Consider the following 15,433-nt stretch of genomic DNA (forward strand, 5'->3'; position numbering starts at 1 on the left):
GGGGGGGGGGGGGGGGGGGGGGGGATGGGGGGTTGGGGGAGGTTTCGCACGGTCGGGGGGGGGGGGGATGTTGGGGGGGTGTGGGACCCACCCACCCCCCCCCCACCGAGGAGGCGCCCGGTGCGGGCATTCGACAGGGTGCGCGGATCGAGCAGCGACGGGTCCGGCACCCGCCGCCGCCAGTCCTCCAGGCCGGCCATCGACCGGGGCAGGAAGTTGGCGCCGAGCAGGATTCCGTAGGCCGGGTCGGCGAGTGTGACCTCGTGGCCGAGCCCGCGCAGGGTGTGCGCGATCGCGCCGACGCCGTCCCGGATCTCCGGGTGCAGCGCCGTCGGGGTCGCGGTGAACGGGCGGCGCAGCGACAGCGCGATCCGCAGCGGACCCGGGGCCCGGTCGACCGCATCGCGGAGGGGGACCGGTCGCGGGGTGTGCCGATCGCCGTCGTGCGGCCCCGCGACGAGGTCGAGCAGCAGCGCCGCGTCGGCGACCGTGCGGGCGAGCGGACCGATCACCGTGATGCCATGGAACGCCTCCGGGTCCGGCCAGGTGGAGATCCGTCCGCGCTGCGGCTTGATGCCGACCAGATTGGTCCAGGCGGCGGGGATGCGGATCGAGCCGGCGCCGTCCGACCCGAGCGCGGCGGGCACCAGCCCGGCCGCGACCGCGGCGGCGCTGCCGCCCGACGAGCCACCCGGGGTGCGCTCGCGCGACCACGGGTTGCGGGTGTGCCCGAAGTGGCCACCGGTCAGCGGCCACTGCCCGAACTCCGGGCTGGTGGTCTTGCCGACGATCACCGCGCCCGCCGCGCGGAGGCGACGCACCGCCTCCGAGTCCGCGGCCTTGGCGGGGAAGCGGCCCGGTGCGCCGAATGCGGTCGGTTCCCCGGCGACGTCGACGTCGTCCTTGACGGCGATCGGCACCCCGAGCAGCGGCAGCCGCTCGCCCGCGGCGCGGCGACGGTCCGCGTCGGCGGCCTCGGCGAGCGCGGCGGCGCGGCGGACCACCGCGAACGCGTTCAGCGTGGGTTGACTCGCCGCGATCGCGTCCAGGCTGCGGGTGACCATCGCCACCGAGGTGGCCTCCCCGTCGGCGATGGACCGGGCGCACTCCATCAGCGACGGCCATCCGTGGTCGGTCCTCGTCGTCTCGATCCGCACCTGCCCGTGACCGGCGTCCACGCTCATCTCCCGCCCCCTGTTCGTTCGAACGAACGGTAGCAGCGGCGCGGCCGCCTGTCCGGCGATGTCCGCGGCGCGTGGGAGAATCACCCGGTGAGGTTGTACCGGGATCATGCGGTGGTGCTGCGCCAGCACAAGCTGGGCGAGGCGGACCGCATCGTCACCCTGCTCACCCGGCAACACGGCCTGGTGCGGGCGGTGGCCAAGGGAGTGCGGCGCACGAAGTCGAAGTTCGGGGCCCGCCTCGAACCGTTCGCGCACGTCGACGTCCAGCTGTATCCCGGCCGCTCCCTCGACGTGGTCACCCAGGTGCAGACCCTCGACGCGTTCGCCACCGACATCGTCGACGACTACGGCCGCTACACCACCGCATGCGCGATCCTGGAGACGGCCGAACGGCTGTCCGGGGAGGAGCGGGCGCCCGCGCCGCGGCTGCACCGGCTGACCGTCGGTGCGCTGCGGGCGGTCAGCGACCAGATCCGGCCGCCGGAACTGGTCCTCGACGCGTTCCTGCTGCGCGCGATGGGATTCGCCGGCTGGGCCCCCGCCCTCGACGAGTGCGCCCGGTGCGCCGCCCCCGGCCCACACCGCGCCTTCCACGTCGCCGCAGGTGGCGCGGTGTGCGTGCACTGCCGCCCACCCGGCGCGGCAACCCCCTCGCCCGGGGTCCTCGACCTGATGGTCGCCCTCGACCGCGGCGAATGGGTGCACACCGAGACCGCGCCCGACGCGATCCGGGCGCAGGCGTCCGGGCTGGTCGCCGCGCACCTGCAGTGGCATCTGGAACGGCAACTGCGGACGCTGCCGCTGATCGAGCGGTCCCGGCCGCACGCCGCCGCCCCGGACCCCGACCGGCCGGGGGTCGTCGGGCAGGATGAGGGACGTGATCCGACGACGCGCACCGCAAGCCTCGCCTGACCGGGAGATCCGGCCGCCACGCCCGCACTCGTCCGGTGCTCGGGCCCCGATCATCCAGCCGGAACTGGTTCCCCGGCACGTCGCGCTGGTGATGGACGGCAACGGCCGCTGGGCGCAGGACCGTGGCCTGCCGCGCACCGCAGGACACGAACGCGGCGAGGCCGTCCTGATGGACACGGTCGAGGGCTGCATCGAGATCGGCGTGAAGTGGCTCTCGGCGTACGCGTTCTCCACCGAGAACTGGAAGCGCAGCCCCGACGAGGTCAAGTTCCTGATGGGCTTCAACCGGGACGTGATCCGGCGGCGGCGCGACGAGATGCACGAGATGGGGGTGCGGGTCCGCTGGGCGGGCCGCAGGCCGCGGCTGTGGGCGTCGGTGATCAAGGAACTCGAGATCGCCGAGGAGTTGACGAAGGACAACGACGTCATGACCCTGACGATGTGCGTTAACTACGGTGGACGCGCCGAGATCGCCGACGCGGCACGGGAAATCGCGCGCCGCGTCGCGTCCGGTGAGATCAACCCGGAGAAGATCACCGAGGCGACGGTCGCGCGCTACCTCGACGAGCCGGACATGCCCGACGTTGACCTGTTTCTGCGCCCCTCCGGCGAACTGCGCACCTCGAACTTCCTGATCTGGCAGTCCGCCTACGCGGAGATGGTGTTCCAGGAGAAGCTGTTCCCCGACTTCGACCGCCGCGACCTGTGGGCGGCGTGCGTCGAATACGCGTCCAGGGACCGGAGATTCGGCGGGGTGACGGAGCAGTGACCGCCGACGCAGCCGATGCCCTGCAGGGTCGGGCCCGGGATGCCCTCGCGCACTTCGTCGCCGTCACCGAAACCGCGGACGGTTCACTGGGATTCGAGTACGGCGGGGCGCTGTGCTCGCTGCGGGCGGTGACCCTGGCGCCGGGGCTGGATGTGCTGGCGTTGACGGCGGTGCTCGCCTGGGATCGGCCGACGAGCACCACCCTGCACCGCAAGGTCGCGGAGAAGAACGCGGCACTGCAGTTCGGGCTGGTCTCGGTGATCACGCGCGGTCGGTTCGCGGACGTCATCCTGCGCTACACGTTCCCGGCGGCCGGGCTCACCGATGAGGCGCTGACCACGATGCTGCTGCTGGTGCTGTCCGGCGTCGAGGACAGCAGGCAGGGATTGATTCCCTAGCGAACGGTCCTTCTGCCGGCGCTGCCGCGGTCGTATCGTGGGGTCTGATCCCACGGACGAGCCGAGGTGGCAGTGATGGGACTCGACCAGGACATTCAACCCGTGCCGATGCGCCGGGACGTGGCAGAGGTGGTCGGTGGCCTGCGGGCAACGTTCGCGTCCGGCCGAACCAGGCCCGCGGAGTGGCGGATGGCGCAGCTGAGGGGGATTGAGCGGTTCGTCGTCGAACGGGAGGACGAGATCGCGGACGCGCTCGCCGCGGATCTCGGGCGGTCGGCGTTCGAGGCGTGGCTCCTCGACATGTCCCCGGTCCGGATCGAGGCCGCCTACGTGCGGGCCCGGCTCCGGCGCTGGATGCGGCGGAGCATGCGTCCGATGCCGTCGGCCCTGATGCCCGCGCTCGGATGGGTGCAGTACGAGCCGGTGGGGGTGGTGCTGGTCATCGGCGCCTGGAACGCGCCGATGACCCTGGCGTTGTGGCCGCTGATCGATGCGGTCGCCGCCGGAAACTGCGTGGTGCTCAAGCCGTCCGAGCTTGCCCCCGCCACCTCCCGGCTGCTGGCACGACGCCTGCCCGAGTACGTCGACCCGGATGCGGTTGTGGTGGTGGAGGGGGACGGTTCCGCGACCCAGCGGGTGCTGGCGGAGGGCGTCGACCACTGCCTGTACACCGGCGGCACCGAGGTCGGCAGGAAGGTGATGGCCGCCGCCGCCCCGCAGCTGACACCGGTGACGCTGGAGATGGGCGGAAAGTCGCCCGCGATCGTCGCGGCCGATGCCGAGCTGGACGTCACGGCACGCCGGATCGCCTGGGCGAAGCTGCTGAACGCGGGGCAGGTCTGCATTGCCCCCGACTACCTGCTGGTGGAGCGGGCGGTGCGGGAGCCGCTGCTTGAGCGGCTGGTGACCACGATGGCGCGGTTCCGGTCCGCTGCCCCGACGCCGGGCATGCGGATCGTGAACGAGCGCCACTTCGACCGGCTCGCCGGGCAGCTCGCGGCGACCCGCGCGACGGTGTTGGCGGGCGGCGGTGTGGACCGGTCCACGCTCACCGTCGAACCCACCGTCCTGGTCGACCCGCCCGCCGACGATCCGCTGATGACGGACGAGATCTTCGGCCCGGTCCTGCCGGTGCTGGCGGTCGACTCCGTCGACGAGGCCATCGACTTCGTCGCCGAGCGGCCGAAACCGTTGGCGGCCTACGTCTTCACACGGTCGAAGGAGGTGCGGCGGCGGGTGCTCGATGAGGTGACCGCCGGGGCGATCGTGGTCAATCACCTCATCTACCACGCCTCGGTGCCGCAGCTCCCGTTCGGTGGGGTCGGCCCGAGCGGGATGGGCCGCTACCGCGGCAGGGATGGATTCGTGACGTTCAGCAACCGGAAGGCGGTGCTGGTCAAACCCTTCCGGCCGGACTTCCGGTTCGCCTACCCGCCGTACACCGACCGCGCGCAGGCGATGATCCGCAGGCTGTTTTGAGCCGCGGCGCCTACTGCTTCGGGGTCAGCGCGGCGAGGGCGGCGGTGAGGTCGGCCTCGACCCGCGCCCGGTCGACGCCGAGCCCGCTCAGCGGTCCCGCGCCGTCCTCGACCTCGAGCAGGGCCAGCAGGACGTGCTCGGTGCCGATGTAGTTGTGGCCGAGTCGAAGTGCTTGCCGGAACGTGAGTTCGAGGGCCTTGCGGGCGGCGGCGTCGTAGGGGATCAGCTCGGGCACCTCGGCGGCCGGGGCGGGCAGCGCCGCGGTGACGGCGGCGCGGATCGCGTCGGCGTCCACGCCCTGCTTCCCGAGCAGCAGCAGCGCAAGCGACTCCGGCTCGACGAGCAGGCCGAGGGTCAGGTGCGCGGGGGTGATCGCGGTGGCGCCGGCGGCCTTCGCCTCGTTGTGGGCGGCCGCGACGATGTTGCGGGCCCGCGGGGTGAACTGGTTGAAGCCCTGGTTCGGGTCGAGGCTCGCCGCGGTGCCCGGGTCCTTCGGGGTGAACCGCTTCTGCGCGGCCTGCTTGCTGACGCCCATGCTGGCGCCGATGTCCGTCCAGGACGCGCCGGTGCGGCGGGCCTGATCGACGAAGTGGCCGATCAGGTGGTCGGCGACGTCGCCGAGGTGGTCGGCGGCGAGCATCGCGTCGGCGAGTTGTTCGAGGGGATCGGTGTGGACCTTCTTGATCGCCTCGATCAGGTCGTCGAGGCGGATCGTCGGGGAGAACTGCGTCGGTTCGGTCATGCGTCAACTGTAGGTTGACGCATGACCAATCGTCAACCCTGGGTTGACGCTCGGGTGCGGGTGTCGCACCCGCGGCAGGTGCCGAAGATTTCCACCGTGTGGCTCACATCGCTGAATCCGTTCGCCTCCGCGATCGTCTGCGACCACCGCTCGACCTCCGGGCCGTCGACCTCGACCGTGAACCCGCACGACCGGCAGACCAGGTGATGGTGGTGGCCGGAGGAGCAGCGCCGGTACACGGACTCGCCGGTGTCGGTCCGCAGCATGTCGACCGTGCCCGCCTCGGCGAGGGTCTGCAGCGTGCGGTACACCGTCGTCAGCCCGATGCCCTCGCCGCGCCGGCGCAGCTCCTCGTGCAGGTCCTGCGCCGACCGGAACTCGTCGATCTCGTCGAGCAGTGCCGAGATCGCGCTGCGCTGCTTGGTTGCGCGAACGCCGACGGCGACGGGCGTGCGGGGCTTGTCGGTCACGAGTGTCCTTCCTCGGCGTGCGCGACGGCGTCGATCACGATGTGGGCCAGGTGGTCGTCGACGAGACGGTAGACGACCTCGCGTCCGGACCGGTCGCCGCGCACCACGCCCGCCGACTTGAGCACCCGCAGATGCTGGCTGATTAGCGGCTGGGTGACCTGCAGCGCGTCGACGAGTTCGTGCACGCACCGCGGCGTCTCGCGGAGCTGCAGGACGATCGCGATCCGCACCGGCGCGGCGAGGGCGCGCAGCAGCTCGCCCGCGTCGTGCAGGATGTCGCCGCCCGGCAGATGCGCCGGGGGAGCGGGGGCCGCGGCGTGGGTGCGCACGTCCTGGCCGTCGGTGATGCTCACGCCGGGATTCTCCTTCGCCGGGTCCGATGCCGCCCAGGGCCTTATTGCAAACAGTATCCATTTTGATATGCATGAGTGTGCATGTCAATCGAGGAATTGGGTGCGGTGCCCGGTCCCGATAGGCTGGTCACGCACGTCCCCACCCACACGGCATCTATTACCCAGATGGAGAGCTTCCCCAGTGGCACCCAAGTCCAAGGTCGAAACCGTCGCCAACCTCGCCAAGCGTCGAGGACTCGTCTTCCCCTGTGGTGAGATCTACGGCGGCACCCGGTCCGCCTGGGACTACGGGCCGCTCGGCGTCGAGCTCAAGGAGAACATCAAGAAGCAGTGGTGGCGCTCGATGGTCACCGGCCGCGACGACGTCGTCGGCCTCGACTCCTCGGTCATCCTGCCCCGCCAGGTGTGGGTCGCGTCCGGGCACGTCGGCGTGTTCAACGACCCGCTCGTCGAATGCCTCAACTGCCACAAGCGGCACCGCCAGGACCACCTGCAGGAGGCGTACGCGGAGAAGAAGGGGATCGACAACCCCGACGATGTCGCGATGGACGTCCTCGGCTGCCCCGACTGCGGCACCGTCGGCCAGTGGACCGAGCCCCGCGACTTCAACATGATGCTCAAGACCTACCTCGGCCCGGTCGAGTCCGAGGAAGGTCTGCACTACCTCCGCCCGGAGACCGCGCAGGGCATCTTCGTCAATTTCGCGAACGTGCTCACCACCTCCCGCAAGAAGCCGCCGTTCGGCATCGGCCAGATCGGCAAGAGCTTCCGCAACGAGATCACCCCCGGCAACTTCATCTTCCGCACCCGCGAGTTCGAGCAGATGGAGATGGAGTTCTTCGTCAAGCCCGGCGAGGACGAGGAGTGGCACCAGTACTGGATCGACACCCGCCTCGCCTGGTACACCGACCTCGGGATCAACCCGGACAACCTGCGCCTGTTCGAGCACCCCGAGGACAAGCTCTCGCACTACTCGAAGCGCACCGTCGACATCGAGTACCGCTTCGAGTTCCAGGGCAGCGAGTGGGGCGAGCTTGAGGGCGTCGCGAACCGCACCGACTACGACCTGCGGGTCCACGAGGAGTCCTCCGGGCAGGACCTCAAGTACTTCGACCAGGCCAGCGGTGAGCGCTACACGCCGTACGTCATCGAGCCCGCCGCGGGCCTGACCCGGTCGCTGATGGCGTTCCTCGTCGACGCGTACACCGAGGACGAGGCGCCGAACGCGAAGGGCGGCGTCGACAAGCGCACCGTGCTGCGCCTCGACCGTCGTCTCGCACCGGTGAAGGCCGCCGTGCTGCCGCTGTCCCGCAACGAGGCGCTGTCGCCGAAGGCGAAGGCCCTCGCGGCCACGCTGCGTAAGCACTGGAACGTCGAGTTCGACGACGCGGGCGCGATCGGCCGCCGCTACCGTCGCCAGGACGAGATCGGCACCCCGTTCTGCATCACCGTCGACTTCGACACCCTCGACGACCACGCCGTCACGGTCCGCGAGCGCGACACGATGGCGCAGGAGCGGGTCTCGCTCGACAAGGTCGAGGGCTACCTCGCGCAGCGCCTGCTCGGGGCGTAGGCGGCTCCGCCGCCCGTGAGTCCTTCTGGCCCCTGCTCGGGCCGAAAGGACTCACGGGCGCGCAGCGCCTGCGCGAGTGTCGTCAGAACCGGCCGCTGCGGCTGATCCGGCCGGAACTGCTCGGTCCGCCGAACGATCCGGGTGAGCGGCCGCCGCCGCGGGATCCGCCGCCCCGATTGCCCCAGCCGCCGCTCCTCCCGCCGCGGATCATCGAATCGATCAGGATGCCGCCGAGGATCGCGCCGGTATTCACCCCCGACGACTGCGGCCGCCGACTGGCCTCCCACTGCTGCACATCCGACTGCGCCAGCCGCAGCGCCCGGCCGCTGAGATCCCCGGCCGCCCGCGAATGCTGCAGGGCCGTCGCCGGATCGGACTGGCTCAGCTGCCGCGCCGCGTCCAGATGCCGCTGCGCCTCGGATAGCCGGGTCCGCGCCTCCGCCCCGACCGCGCCCCGCCGCGTCGCGACGAAATCGGTGGCGGCGGTGATCTGCGCCTGGGCCGCGGTGATGTCCTGGGTCAGGCGCTGCGCGGTCCGCTCGGCGTTCGCCTTGGCCTCGTTCGCGGCGGCGAGGATCGTGTCGAGGGCGCTGTCCGCCTTCGCGAGTTCGGTGAACGCGCCGAGCGGGTCGCTGCCGCTGGTGGCCTCCGCCGCGGCGACCGCCGCCTCCGCCGCCGACTTGGCGGCGGCAAGGTCCGGCCCGCCGTGCCCGGCGAGGGCGTCGGCGTCGGCGATGTCCTTGCGGGCGTCCGCGATCGCGGCGGGCAGCGTCGCCATCGCGGTGCGAATGTTGTCGGCGGCATGGTCGACGCCGTCGAGCAGTTCCCGAACCTGATCCAGCGCGCCCTCGGCGGCCCGGATCGCGACCACCGCCGGACCCTGCTTGCCCGCAGGCAGCGCGACCGCGTCCCGGCCCGCCGTGATGTTCTGGTCCGCGTACGCCAGCTGCTCCCTGGCGAGGGCGATGTTGCCGTCCACCGAGGCCAGGGCCGGGGCCGGGAACTCGCCGCGCAGGGCGGTCAGAACGGACTCGGATTCGGGGATCCGGACCGTCATCTCCACCGTCCGCTGGGTGAGGGCGTCGAGCCGGGCGGGCGCGTCGATCAGCAGGTCCCGCATCCCGTCGAACTCGGTGACCCGATCGTTGAGTTCGCGGTCGGCGCGGCTGCAGGTCGCGATCAGCTCGACGAGCATGTCCCGTTGCTGGTCCGGGGTTTCGGGGATGTCGTCGTCGAGGCGCTGGCGGATCGCGAACGCCGACGCCAGCGTCGACCGGGCGGCGTCGTAGGCCGCGGTGAACGGCGCGGTCGCCGCGTCGCCGAACTCGCCGCGCGCCAGGTTCAGTTCCTCCTCGCTGGTGCGGATCGCGTTGTCGGTCTCGACGAGCACCTCCTTGGCGCGGGCGTCGAGGGTCGCGATCGGCAGCGTCGCGAGCACGGCCGGATCCGTCCAGTCCACGTCGGCGGCGGCGGATCCGCCGCGGCCGGTGCGGGTCTTGCGGCGCCGGGTGTAGAGCACCGCGCCGCCCGCGGCGACGACGGCGACCCCGCCGAGCACCAGGTAGGTGACCCCGGACCCGGATCCGGTCCCGGACATCGCGTCCGACAGCCCACCGGCCGCGGACACCGCGGCGCCCGCCCAGTCGCCCTCGCGCAGCGCGGGCACCACCGCGTCCCGTTCGATCGCGGCGACATCGCTCTCGCTCACCCCGGACAGCGAGGAGGGCACGTCGAACGCGTAGGCCCCGTCCTCGGTGGCGACCGCGAGCAGCGCCGCCTCGTCCCCGAGCCCGCTCATCGCGACGGTGCGGCTGGCCCAGGCGTCGGCGTCGACGCCGCCGAAGGAGGCGACGTACACCACCCACAGCTGGGTCCGGTGCTCGTCGAACAGGGCGTCCAGCGCGGCCTGGACGTCGGCGCGCCCGGACGCGTCGAGCATCCCGTCCGGGTCGGTGATCTGGGACGGCAGCCGGAGCGGGGCGTCCGCCGATGCGGTGGCGGGCAGGCCGAGCAGGGCGAGCAGTGCGGCGACGACGGCCAGGGTCGCGGCGACGGGCCGCCCGCCGCGGCGAAGTGCAGATGACATGTGTCCGAATCTATCGGCTGGCGCGGCCTGCGCGGCGCGGCTCGCGGTCACTGGCAGACTTGGGGAGTGAGTTACGCAGCTGCCCGCCGACACGACGACGAGCGCCTCGGGTTCGCTGGCACCCTCGGCCGGTGGACGCGCCGGGTCGTCGTCGGGGCGATCGTGATCGGGATGCTGCTGGTCGGCGGGACCGCGGTGCGGGTGTGGCAGGTGGCGCGGATCAACGACACCCGGCAGGCGGACGCGATCGTGGTGCTCGGCGCGGCGCAGTACTCGGGGACGCCGTCGTCGGTGTTCGAGGCGCGGCTGGAGCAGGCCGTCAAGCTGTTCGAGCGGGGCATCGCGCCGACGGTGATCACCGTCGGCGGCAAGCAGGTCGGTGACCTGTACACCGAGGCCGCGTCGGGCAAGAACTACCTGATCTCGCGGGGGGTTCCGGCGGACCGGATCATCGCGGTCGAGGAGGGGGAGGACACGCTGCTGAGCATCGAGGGCGTCAGCCGGGTGATGGGGGAGCAGGCGATGACGTCCGCGGTCCTGGTCAGCGACCCGTGGCACTCGCTCCGCACCCGCACGATGGCCCGCGACGCCGGGCTCGCGGCGTGGACGGCGCCGACCCGGCAGGGGCCCGCCGTCTTTACGCGTGAATCGCAGTTCCACGGAATAGCAAGGGAGACAGGAGCATTGCTGTGGTATCAGCTGACCCACTTCTCCGCGGACTTCCCGTACACGGCCGGGCAGTGATCGTGCCGGGATACACCGACCACGACCTCGACCGGCAGATCGGGGAGTCGCCGAAGAGCGCTGGCCTGCCCGGCACCTCCGCCCCGCGCAGCGACTTCGCCAGGGACCGGGCGCGGGTCCTGCACAGCGCCGCGCTGCGCAGGCTCGCCGACAAGACCCAGGTCGTCGGCCCCCGCGACGGCGACACCCCCCGCACCCGGTTGACGCACTCGATCGAGGTCGCGCAGATCGGCCGCGGCATCGCCGACGGGCTCGGCTGCGACCCGGACCTCGTGGACCTCGCGGGCCTCGCCCACGACATCGGGCACCCGCCGTACGGGCACAACGGGGAGAAGGCGCTCGACGAGGTCGCCGCCGACTGCGGCGGATTCGAGGGCAACGCGCAGAACCTGCGGATCCTGACCCGCCTGGAACCGAAGGTCCTCGACGGTGACGGCGTCAGCGCCGGACTGAACCTGACCCGCGCCGCCCTCGACGCCGCAATGAAGTACCCGTGGACCCGGCCGACGCCCGGCGCGAAGTTCGGGGCATACGACGACGACGCCGGGATGCTGGCGTGGGTGCGCGAGGGTGCCCCGGCGGGCCGCCAGTGCCTCGAGGCGCAGGTGATGGACTGGGCCGACGACGTCGCGTACTCCGTGCACGACGTCGAGGACGGTGTCATCGCCGGCCGCATCGACCTGCGCGCCCTCGCCGACCCGGTCGAGCGGCGGGCGCTCGCCGAGATGGGCGCCGCCGAGTTCCGGGGACTCGTCGTCGACGACCTCGTCGACGCCGCGGGCAGGCTGTCGGTGCTGCCGGTCGTCGTCGCGGTCGGCCGGTACGACGGCACCGTCGGGTCGGCGGTGGCGCTGAAGAACCTGACCAGTGAGCTCGTCGGCCGGTTCGCGACCGCCGCGGTCACCGCGACCCGGGACGTCGCGGGCGGTGCGCCGCTGACCCGCTACGCCGCGGACCTGGTGATCCCGCCGGTCGTCGCCGCCGAGGTGGCGTTGCTCAAGACCGTCGCGCTGCGGTACGTGATGTCCGATGCCGGGCACCGGGCGAAGCAGGACCGGCAGCGGGACCGCATCCACCGCGTCGCCCAGTGGCTGCTGCAGACCGCGCCGACCTGCCTCGACCCGATCCTGCTTCCCGCGTGGCGGCGGGCGGGCGACGACGCGGCCCGCACCAGGGTGATCGTCGACCAGATCGCGTCCTACACCGAGAGCCGACTCGAACGCGTCGACCGGCAGAGCCTCGGCGCGCAGGCCGCCTGGGGCTGACCGCGGCTACGGCAGGACCTGCGCCAGCACCCGCAGGGTGTTGCCGCCCATGATCGCCCCGATGTCGGCGTCGCTGTGGCCCCGGTCCCGCAGCTCCTGCGTGATCACCGCGATCTCGCTGGTGTCCCACGCGACGGTGGTCGCGCCGTCGTAGTCGCTGCCGAGCGCCGCGGTCGCCAGCCCACCGACCGCGATCACATGCTCGATCGCGTCGACCACCGCGGCCGGGGTCAGCGCGCACACCGCGGCATCCCAGTAGCCGACGCCGACCACCCCGCCGGTCGCCGCGACGCCGCGGATCTCGTCGTCGGTGAGGTTCCGGTTCACCGCGCACGTCGCCTGCACCCCGCCGTGGCTGGCCACCACCGGCTTCGTTGCCAGGGCCAGCATCTCCGCGATCGCCGGGTGGCTGGCGTGCGCGATGTCGATGATGACCCCGCGCCGCTCCAGCTCCGCGAACACCCGGCGGCCGAGGTCGGTGAGCCCGCCCTTGTCGACGCCGTGCATCGAGCCAGCGGTCTCGTTGTCGAAGAAGTGGGTGAACCCGGCCATCCGCATCCCGGCGTCGAAGAGCCGGTCGACGTTCTCGATCCGTCCCTCGAGGTTCTGCAGCCCCTCCACCGAGAACAGGGCGCCGGTCACCTCGCGGCCGGCAGCCCGGTCGGCGAGCAGCGCCTCAAGGTCGCCCCGGCTGCGGATCACCCGGAGTTGGTCGTCGGATGCGGCGGCGGCCTTGCCGAGCTTCTCCGCGTGGTACAGCGACCGTTCCAGGATCGACCCCCAGGTGCGGGGCGGCTGCAGCTGCGCGACACCGAGCAGGGTGATGTTGTCGCTGTCGCCGGTGTTGGCGTCGTAGTTCTGGCCCTTCGGCGACTTCGACACCGAGGAGAACACCTGCAGCGCGACGTTCCCGTCCTGCAGCCGGGGCAGGTCCATGTGCCCGCGGGAGGAGCGTTCGAGCAGGTCGCGGTCCCACATCAGGGTGTCCGAATGCAGGTCCGCGATCAGCAGGCCGTCGTGGAGTTGTCGGGTCTGCTCCGACACCTCCGGCAGGGCGGTGTCGACGATCTTGTTCTGCGCCCGCTCGACAAGTCCGGGGGCGAGCGCGAAGAACGCGGCCGCGGCGACGAGGACGAACACGGCGACACCGACGAGGGTGCGGCGCACCCAGCGGCGTGACGAGGACGACATGGCGCGAATCCTAGATGCCGTGCCGGACGGCCCGAGCGGAGCCGCCTAGACTGTCGACCGTGGCCGGCCGAATTCCTGAACGAGACATCGCGGCCATTCGGGAGCGCACCCGCATCGAGGACATCGTCGGGGAGTACGTCGCGCTGAAGAACAGCGGCGGGGACTCGATGAAGGGCCTGTGCCCGTTCCACGACGAGAAGTCCCCGTCCTTCCATGCCAGGCCCAACCACGGCACCTTCCACTGCTTCGGCTGCGGGGAGGGCGGCGACGTCTACTCGTTCCTGCAGAAGATCGAGCACGTCTCGTTCGTCGAGGCCGTCGAGCAGCTCGCCGACCGGCTGGGCTACACCATCTCCTACGAGGGCGGCGGACCGTCCGTCCAGCGCGACCGCGGCACCCGCGCCAGGCTGGTCGCGGCGAACGCGGCGGCGCAGAAGTTCTACGCGCAGCGGCTGCGGGAACCGGACGCGCAGGCCGCCCGCGACTACCTGACGGAACGGAACTTCGACGGGCAGGTCGCGTTGACGTTCGGGTGCGGCTACGCGCCCGACGGCTGGGACACGCTGACCAAGCATCTGCTGTCGCAGGGATTCGAGGCGAAGGAGATCGTCGACGCGGGCCTGGCGACGCCCGGCAAGCGGGGCACCCCGATCGACCGGTTCCGGCGCCGACTGGTGTGGCCGATCCGCAACCTCGGCGGCGACGTCATCGGGTTCGGCGCCCGCAAGCTGTTCGATGACGACACCATGCCCGGCAAGTACATCAACACGCCGGAAACCATGCTGTACAAGAAGTCTCAGGTGCTGTTCGGTCTCGACCTCGCGAAGCGGGACATCGCGAAGGGTCATCAGGCGGTCGTCGTCGAGGGCTACACCGACGTGATGGCGATGCACCTGGCTGGCGTGACGACGGCGGTCGCGGCGTGCGGCACCGCGTTCGGCGACGACCATCTCGCGATGCTGCGCAGGCTCCTGATGGACGACAGCTACTTCCGCGGCGAGGTGATCTACACCTTCGACGGCGACGCGGCCGGTCAGGCGGCCGCGATGAAGGCGTTCGAGGGTGACCAGAAGATGGCCGGGCAGACGTACGTCGCGGTCGCGCCGGACGGCATGGATCCGTGCGAACTGCGGCAGGCGTCCGGCGATGCGGCGGTCCGCGACCTGGTGGCCCGGCGGGTGCCACTGTTCCGGTTCGTCGTGAAATCGTTACTGGCCGAACATGATCTGGACACCGCCGAGGGGCGGGTCCAGGCGTTGCGGCGCACGGTGCCGGTGGTGGCCCGGATCAAGGACACCGCGCTGCGCGAGGACTACGCACGGCAGTTGGCTGGCTGGGTCGGCTGGGACGACATCACCGCCGTCGTCCGGCGGGTGCGGGACGAATCGCGCCGCGCCGGATCCCGGCGCGGGAAGACGCAGCCGGAGAACAGGTTCCGGGAGGAGGCGCCCGCGCCCGCGGCACCCGAGGGTCCGCAGCGGCCGAACCCCCGCGACCCGACGCTGTGGCCGCAGCGGGACGCGCTCAAGGCCGCGCTGCAGTACCCCGCGATCGCCGGGTCCGTCTTCGACTCGCTGCCCGCGGAGACGTTCACCCACCCCGCGTACGCGCTGGTGCGGCAGGCGATGGCCGACGCGGGTGGCACCGCGGCGGGCCTCGGCGGCGCCGAATGGATGGACGCCGTCGCGAAACTCGCCGACCCGCTGCAGTCCCTCGTCACCGAGCTGGCGGTGGAGCCGATGCGGGCGTCCGACGTCCCCGACTACATTCCGCGGGTCCTCGCCCGGCTGCAGGAGGTGTGGGTGGGGCAGCAGGTTGCCGACCTCAAGTCGCGGCTGCAGCGGCTGTCGCAGGCGGACCACCCGGACGAGTACATGTCGCTCTTCGGGGACCTCGTCGCGCTCGAGCAGTACCGGCGCAGCCTCCTGGAGCAGGCGGTCGGCGACAACGCCGAGGAGTTCTAGCGGCGCAGCTGGTCGCGGGGGACGAGGATCGTCGTCTGCTCGTCGATCGGCTTGAGCGGTTCGAGCTTGGGCTGCGGGTTGAGGCTGTCGGAGAGCTTCTGCCGTCCCACCTCGATCGCCTTCTTCGTCGCCGGGCTCTCGATGATCGCCTTCGTGGTCCGGGTGATCTGTTCGTAGCGGGCGCGGCCGGCCTTCGTGCCGAGCACGTATCCCGCGGCAACCCCGATCAGCAAGCGCATCATGAACTGCTTATCCCTCCTGTCGAACGGCCTCCCACAGTCTGCCTGACCGGTCCGCGGGCAG

Annotated in this window: 15 protein-coding genes; 8 read left to right on the top strand and 7 right to left on the bottom strand. The window is 71.7% G+C overall.

What is annotated here, in order from left to right; all coding sequences use genetic code 11:
* On the bottom strand, positions 1–1,112 hold a 1,112-nt coding region (locus tag ACWF62_RS13735), incomplete at its 3' end, for an amidase (protein ID WP_452630380.1).
* 159 nt (positions 1,113–1,271) lie between these two features.
* Between ACWF62_RS13735 and recO the strand changes: the two genes are divergently transcribed.
* The 4 genes from recO (at position 1,272) to ACWF62_RS13755 (ending at position 4,742) form a co-directional block, all read left to right on the top strand.
* Complete coding sequence (gene recO / locus ACWF62_RS13740) at positions 1,272–2,096, top strand: DNA repair protein RecO (RefSeq protein WP_378570532.1); 825 nt, start codon at positions 1,272–1,274, stop codon at positions 2,094–2,096.
* Complete coding sequence (locus ACWF62_RS13745) at positions 2,053–2,865, top strand: isoprenyl transferase (RefSeq protein ID WP_378508326.1); 813 nt, start codon at positions 2,053–2,055, stop codon at positions 2,863–2,865. The genes recO and ACWF62_RS13745 overlap by 44 nt, the downstream gene beginning before the upstream one ends.
* Positions 2,862–3,263, top strand: a complete 402-nt coding sequence (locus ACWF62_RS13750) for a hypothetical protein (protein ID WP_452630342.1) — start codon at positions 2,862–2,864, stop codon at positions 3,261–3,263. Before ACWF62_RS13745 ends, ACWF62_RS13750 begins: the two co-directional genes overlap by 4 nt.
* A 75-nt stretch (positions 3,264–3,338) precedes the next feature.
* Complete coding sequence (locus ACWF62_RS13755) at positions 3,339–4,742, top strand: aldehyde dehydrogenase family protein (RefSeq protein WP_452630344.1); 1,404 nt, start codon at positions 3,339–3,341, stop codon at positions 4,740–4,742.
* A 10-nt stretch (positions 4,743–4,752) separates the two neighbouring features.
* Here ACWF62_RS13755 and ACWF62_RS13760 read toward each other — a convergent pair whose 3' ends face one another.
* From ACWF62_RS13760 to ACWF62_RS13770, 3 genes are read right to left on the bottom strand one after another with little or no spacing between them, the layout of a single operon-like run.
* Positions 4,753–5,484, bottom strand: a complete 732-nt coding sequence (locus tag ACWF62_RS13760; RefSeq protein ID WP_378508329.1) for a Clp protease N-terminal domain-containing protein — start codon at positions 5,482–5,484, stop codon at positions 4,753–4,755.
* A gap of 32 nt (positions 5,485–5,516) precedes the next feature.
* Complete coding sequence (locus tag ACWF62_RS13765; protein WP_378508330.1) at positions 5,517–5,954, bottom strand: Fur family transcriptional regulator; 438 nt, start codon at positions 5,952–5,954, stop codon at positions 5,517–5,519.
* Complete coding sequence (locus ACWF62_RS13770) at positions 5,951–6,283, bottom strand: ArsR/SmtB family transcription factor (protein WP_378570563.1); 333 nt, start codon at positions 6,281–6,283, stop codon at positions 5,951–5,953. The genes ACWF62_RS13765 and ACWF62_RS13770 overlap by 4 nt, the downstream gene beginning before the upstream one ends.
* Before the next feature lie 205 nt (positions 6,284–6,488).
* Between ACWF62_RS13770 and ACWF62_RS13775 the strand changes: the two genes are divergently transcribed.
* Positions 6,489–7,880, top strand: a complete 1,392-nt coding sequence (locus tag ACWF62_RS13775; RefSeq protein ID WP_452630345.1) for a glycine--tRNA ligase — start codon at positions 6,489–6,491, stop codon at positions 7,878–7,880.
* Positions 7,881–7,962: 82 nt separating this feature from the next.
* Here ACWF62_RS13775 and ACWF62_RS13780 read toward each other — a convergent pair whose 3' ends face one another.
* Complete coding sequence (locus tag ACWF62_RS13780; RefSeq protein ID WP_378508332.1) at positions 7,963–9,966, bottom strand: TPM domain-containing protein; 2,004 nt, start codon at positions 9,964–9,966, stop codon at positions 7,963–7,965.
* Positions 9,967–10,137: 171 nt separating this feature from the next.
* Between ACWF62_RS13780 and ACWF62_RS13785 the strand changes: the two genes are divergently transcribed.
* Positions 10,138–10,710, top strand: coding sequence for a YdcF family protein (locus tag ACWF62_RS13785; RefSeq protein ID WP_378508432.1), 573 nt, complete (start codon positions 10,138–10,140; stop codon positions 10,708–10,710).
* Positions 10,707–11,975, top strand: a complete 1,269-nt coding sequence (locus ACWF62_RS13790; protein ID WP_452630347.1) for a deoxyguanosinetriphosphate triphosphohydrolase — start codon at positions 10,707–10,709, stop codon at positions 11,973–11,975. Before ACWF62_RS13785 ends, ACWF62_RS13790 begins: the two co-directional genes overlap by 4 nt.
* A 6-nt stretch (positions 11,976–11,981) precedes the next feature.
* On the opposite strand, the gene ACWF62_RS13795 is transcribed toward ACWF62_RS13790, so the two are convergent.
* Positions 11,982–13,166 (bottom strand): dipeptidase, encoded by a 1,185-nt coding sequence (locus tag ACWF62_RS13795; protein ID WP_452630348.1) that lies wholly within the window; start codon positions 13,164–13,166, stop codon positions 11,982–11,984.
* A gap of 59 nt (positions 13,167–13,225) precedes the next feature.
* Between ACWF62_RS13795 and dnaG the strand changes: the two genes are divergently transcribed.
* The gene (dnaG, locus tag ACWF62_RS13800; RefSeq protein WP_378508335.1) at positions 13,226–15,130 is read left to right on the top strand and encodes a DNA primase; all 1,905 of its coding nucleotides are present in this window, start codon (positions 13,226–13,228) and stop codon (positions 15,128–15,130) included.
* Here the strand turns inward: dnaG and ACWF62_RS13805 are convergent.
* Positions 15,127–15,372 carry a hypothetical protein gene (locus ACWF62_RS13805; RefSeq protein WP_378508336.1) on the bottom strand — a complete coding sequence of 82 codons (246 nt, stop codon included), beginning with the start codon at positions 15,370–15,372 and terminating at the stop codon, positions 15,127–15,129. The genes dnaG and ACWF62_RS13805 overlap by 4 nt on opposite strands.
* Between the last annotated feature and the right edge of the window lie 61 nt (positions 15,373–15,433).

Source organism: Rhodococcus sp. NPDC054953 (assembly GCF_053609225.1).

Bases quoted from the DNA above. Each gene is read 5' to 3' on its own strand.
- ACWF62_RS13760 (WP_378508329.1), bottom strand. From the start codon at position 5,484: ATGACCGAACCGACGCAGTTCTCCCCGACGATCCGCCTCGACGACCTG.
- ACWF62_RS13780 (WP_378508332.1), bottom strand. From the start codon at position 9,966: ATGTCATCTGCACTTCGCCGCGGCGGGCGGCCCGTCGCCGCGACCCTG.
- ACWF62_RS13805 (WP_378508336.1), bottom strand. From the start codon at position 15,372: ATGATGCGCTTGCTGATCGGGGTTGCCGCGGGATACGTGCTCGGCACG.
- ACWF62_RS13755 (WP_452630344.1), top strand. From the start codon at position 3,339: ATGGGACTCGACCAGGACATTCAACCCGTGCCGATGCGCCGGGACGTG.
- ACWF62_RS13745 (WP_378508326.1), top strand. From the start codon at position 2,053: ATGAGGGACGTGATCCGACGACGCGCACCGCAAGCCTCGCCTGACCGG.
- ACWF62_RS13795 (WP_452630348.1), bottom strand. From the start codon at position 13,166: ATGTCGTCCTCGTCACGCCGCTGGGTGCGCCGCACCCTCGTCGGTGTC.
- ACWF62_RS13785 (WP_378508432.1), top strand. From the start codon at position 10,138: ATGCTGCTGGTCGGCGGGACCGCGGTGCGGGTGTGGCAGGTGGCGCGG.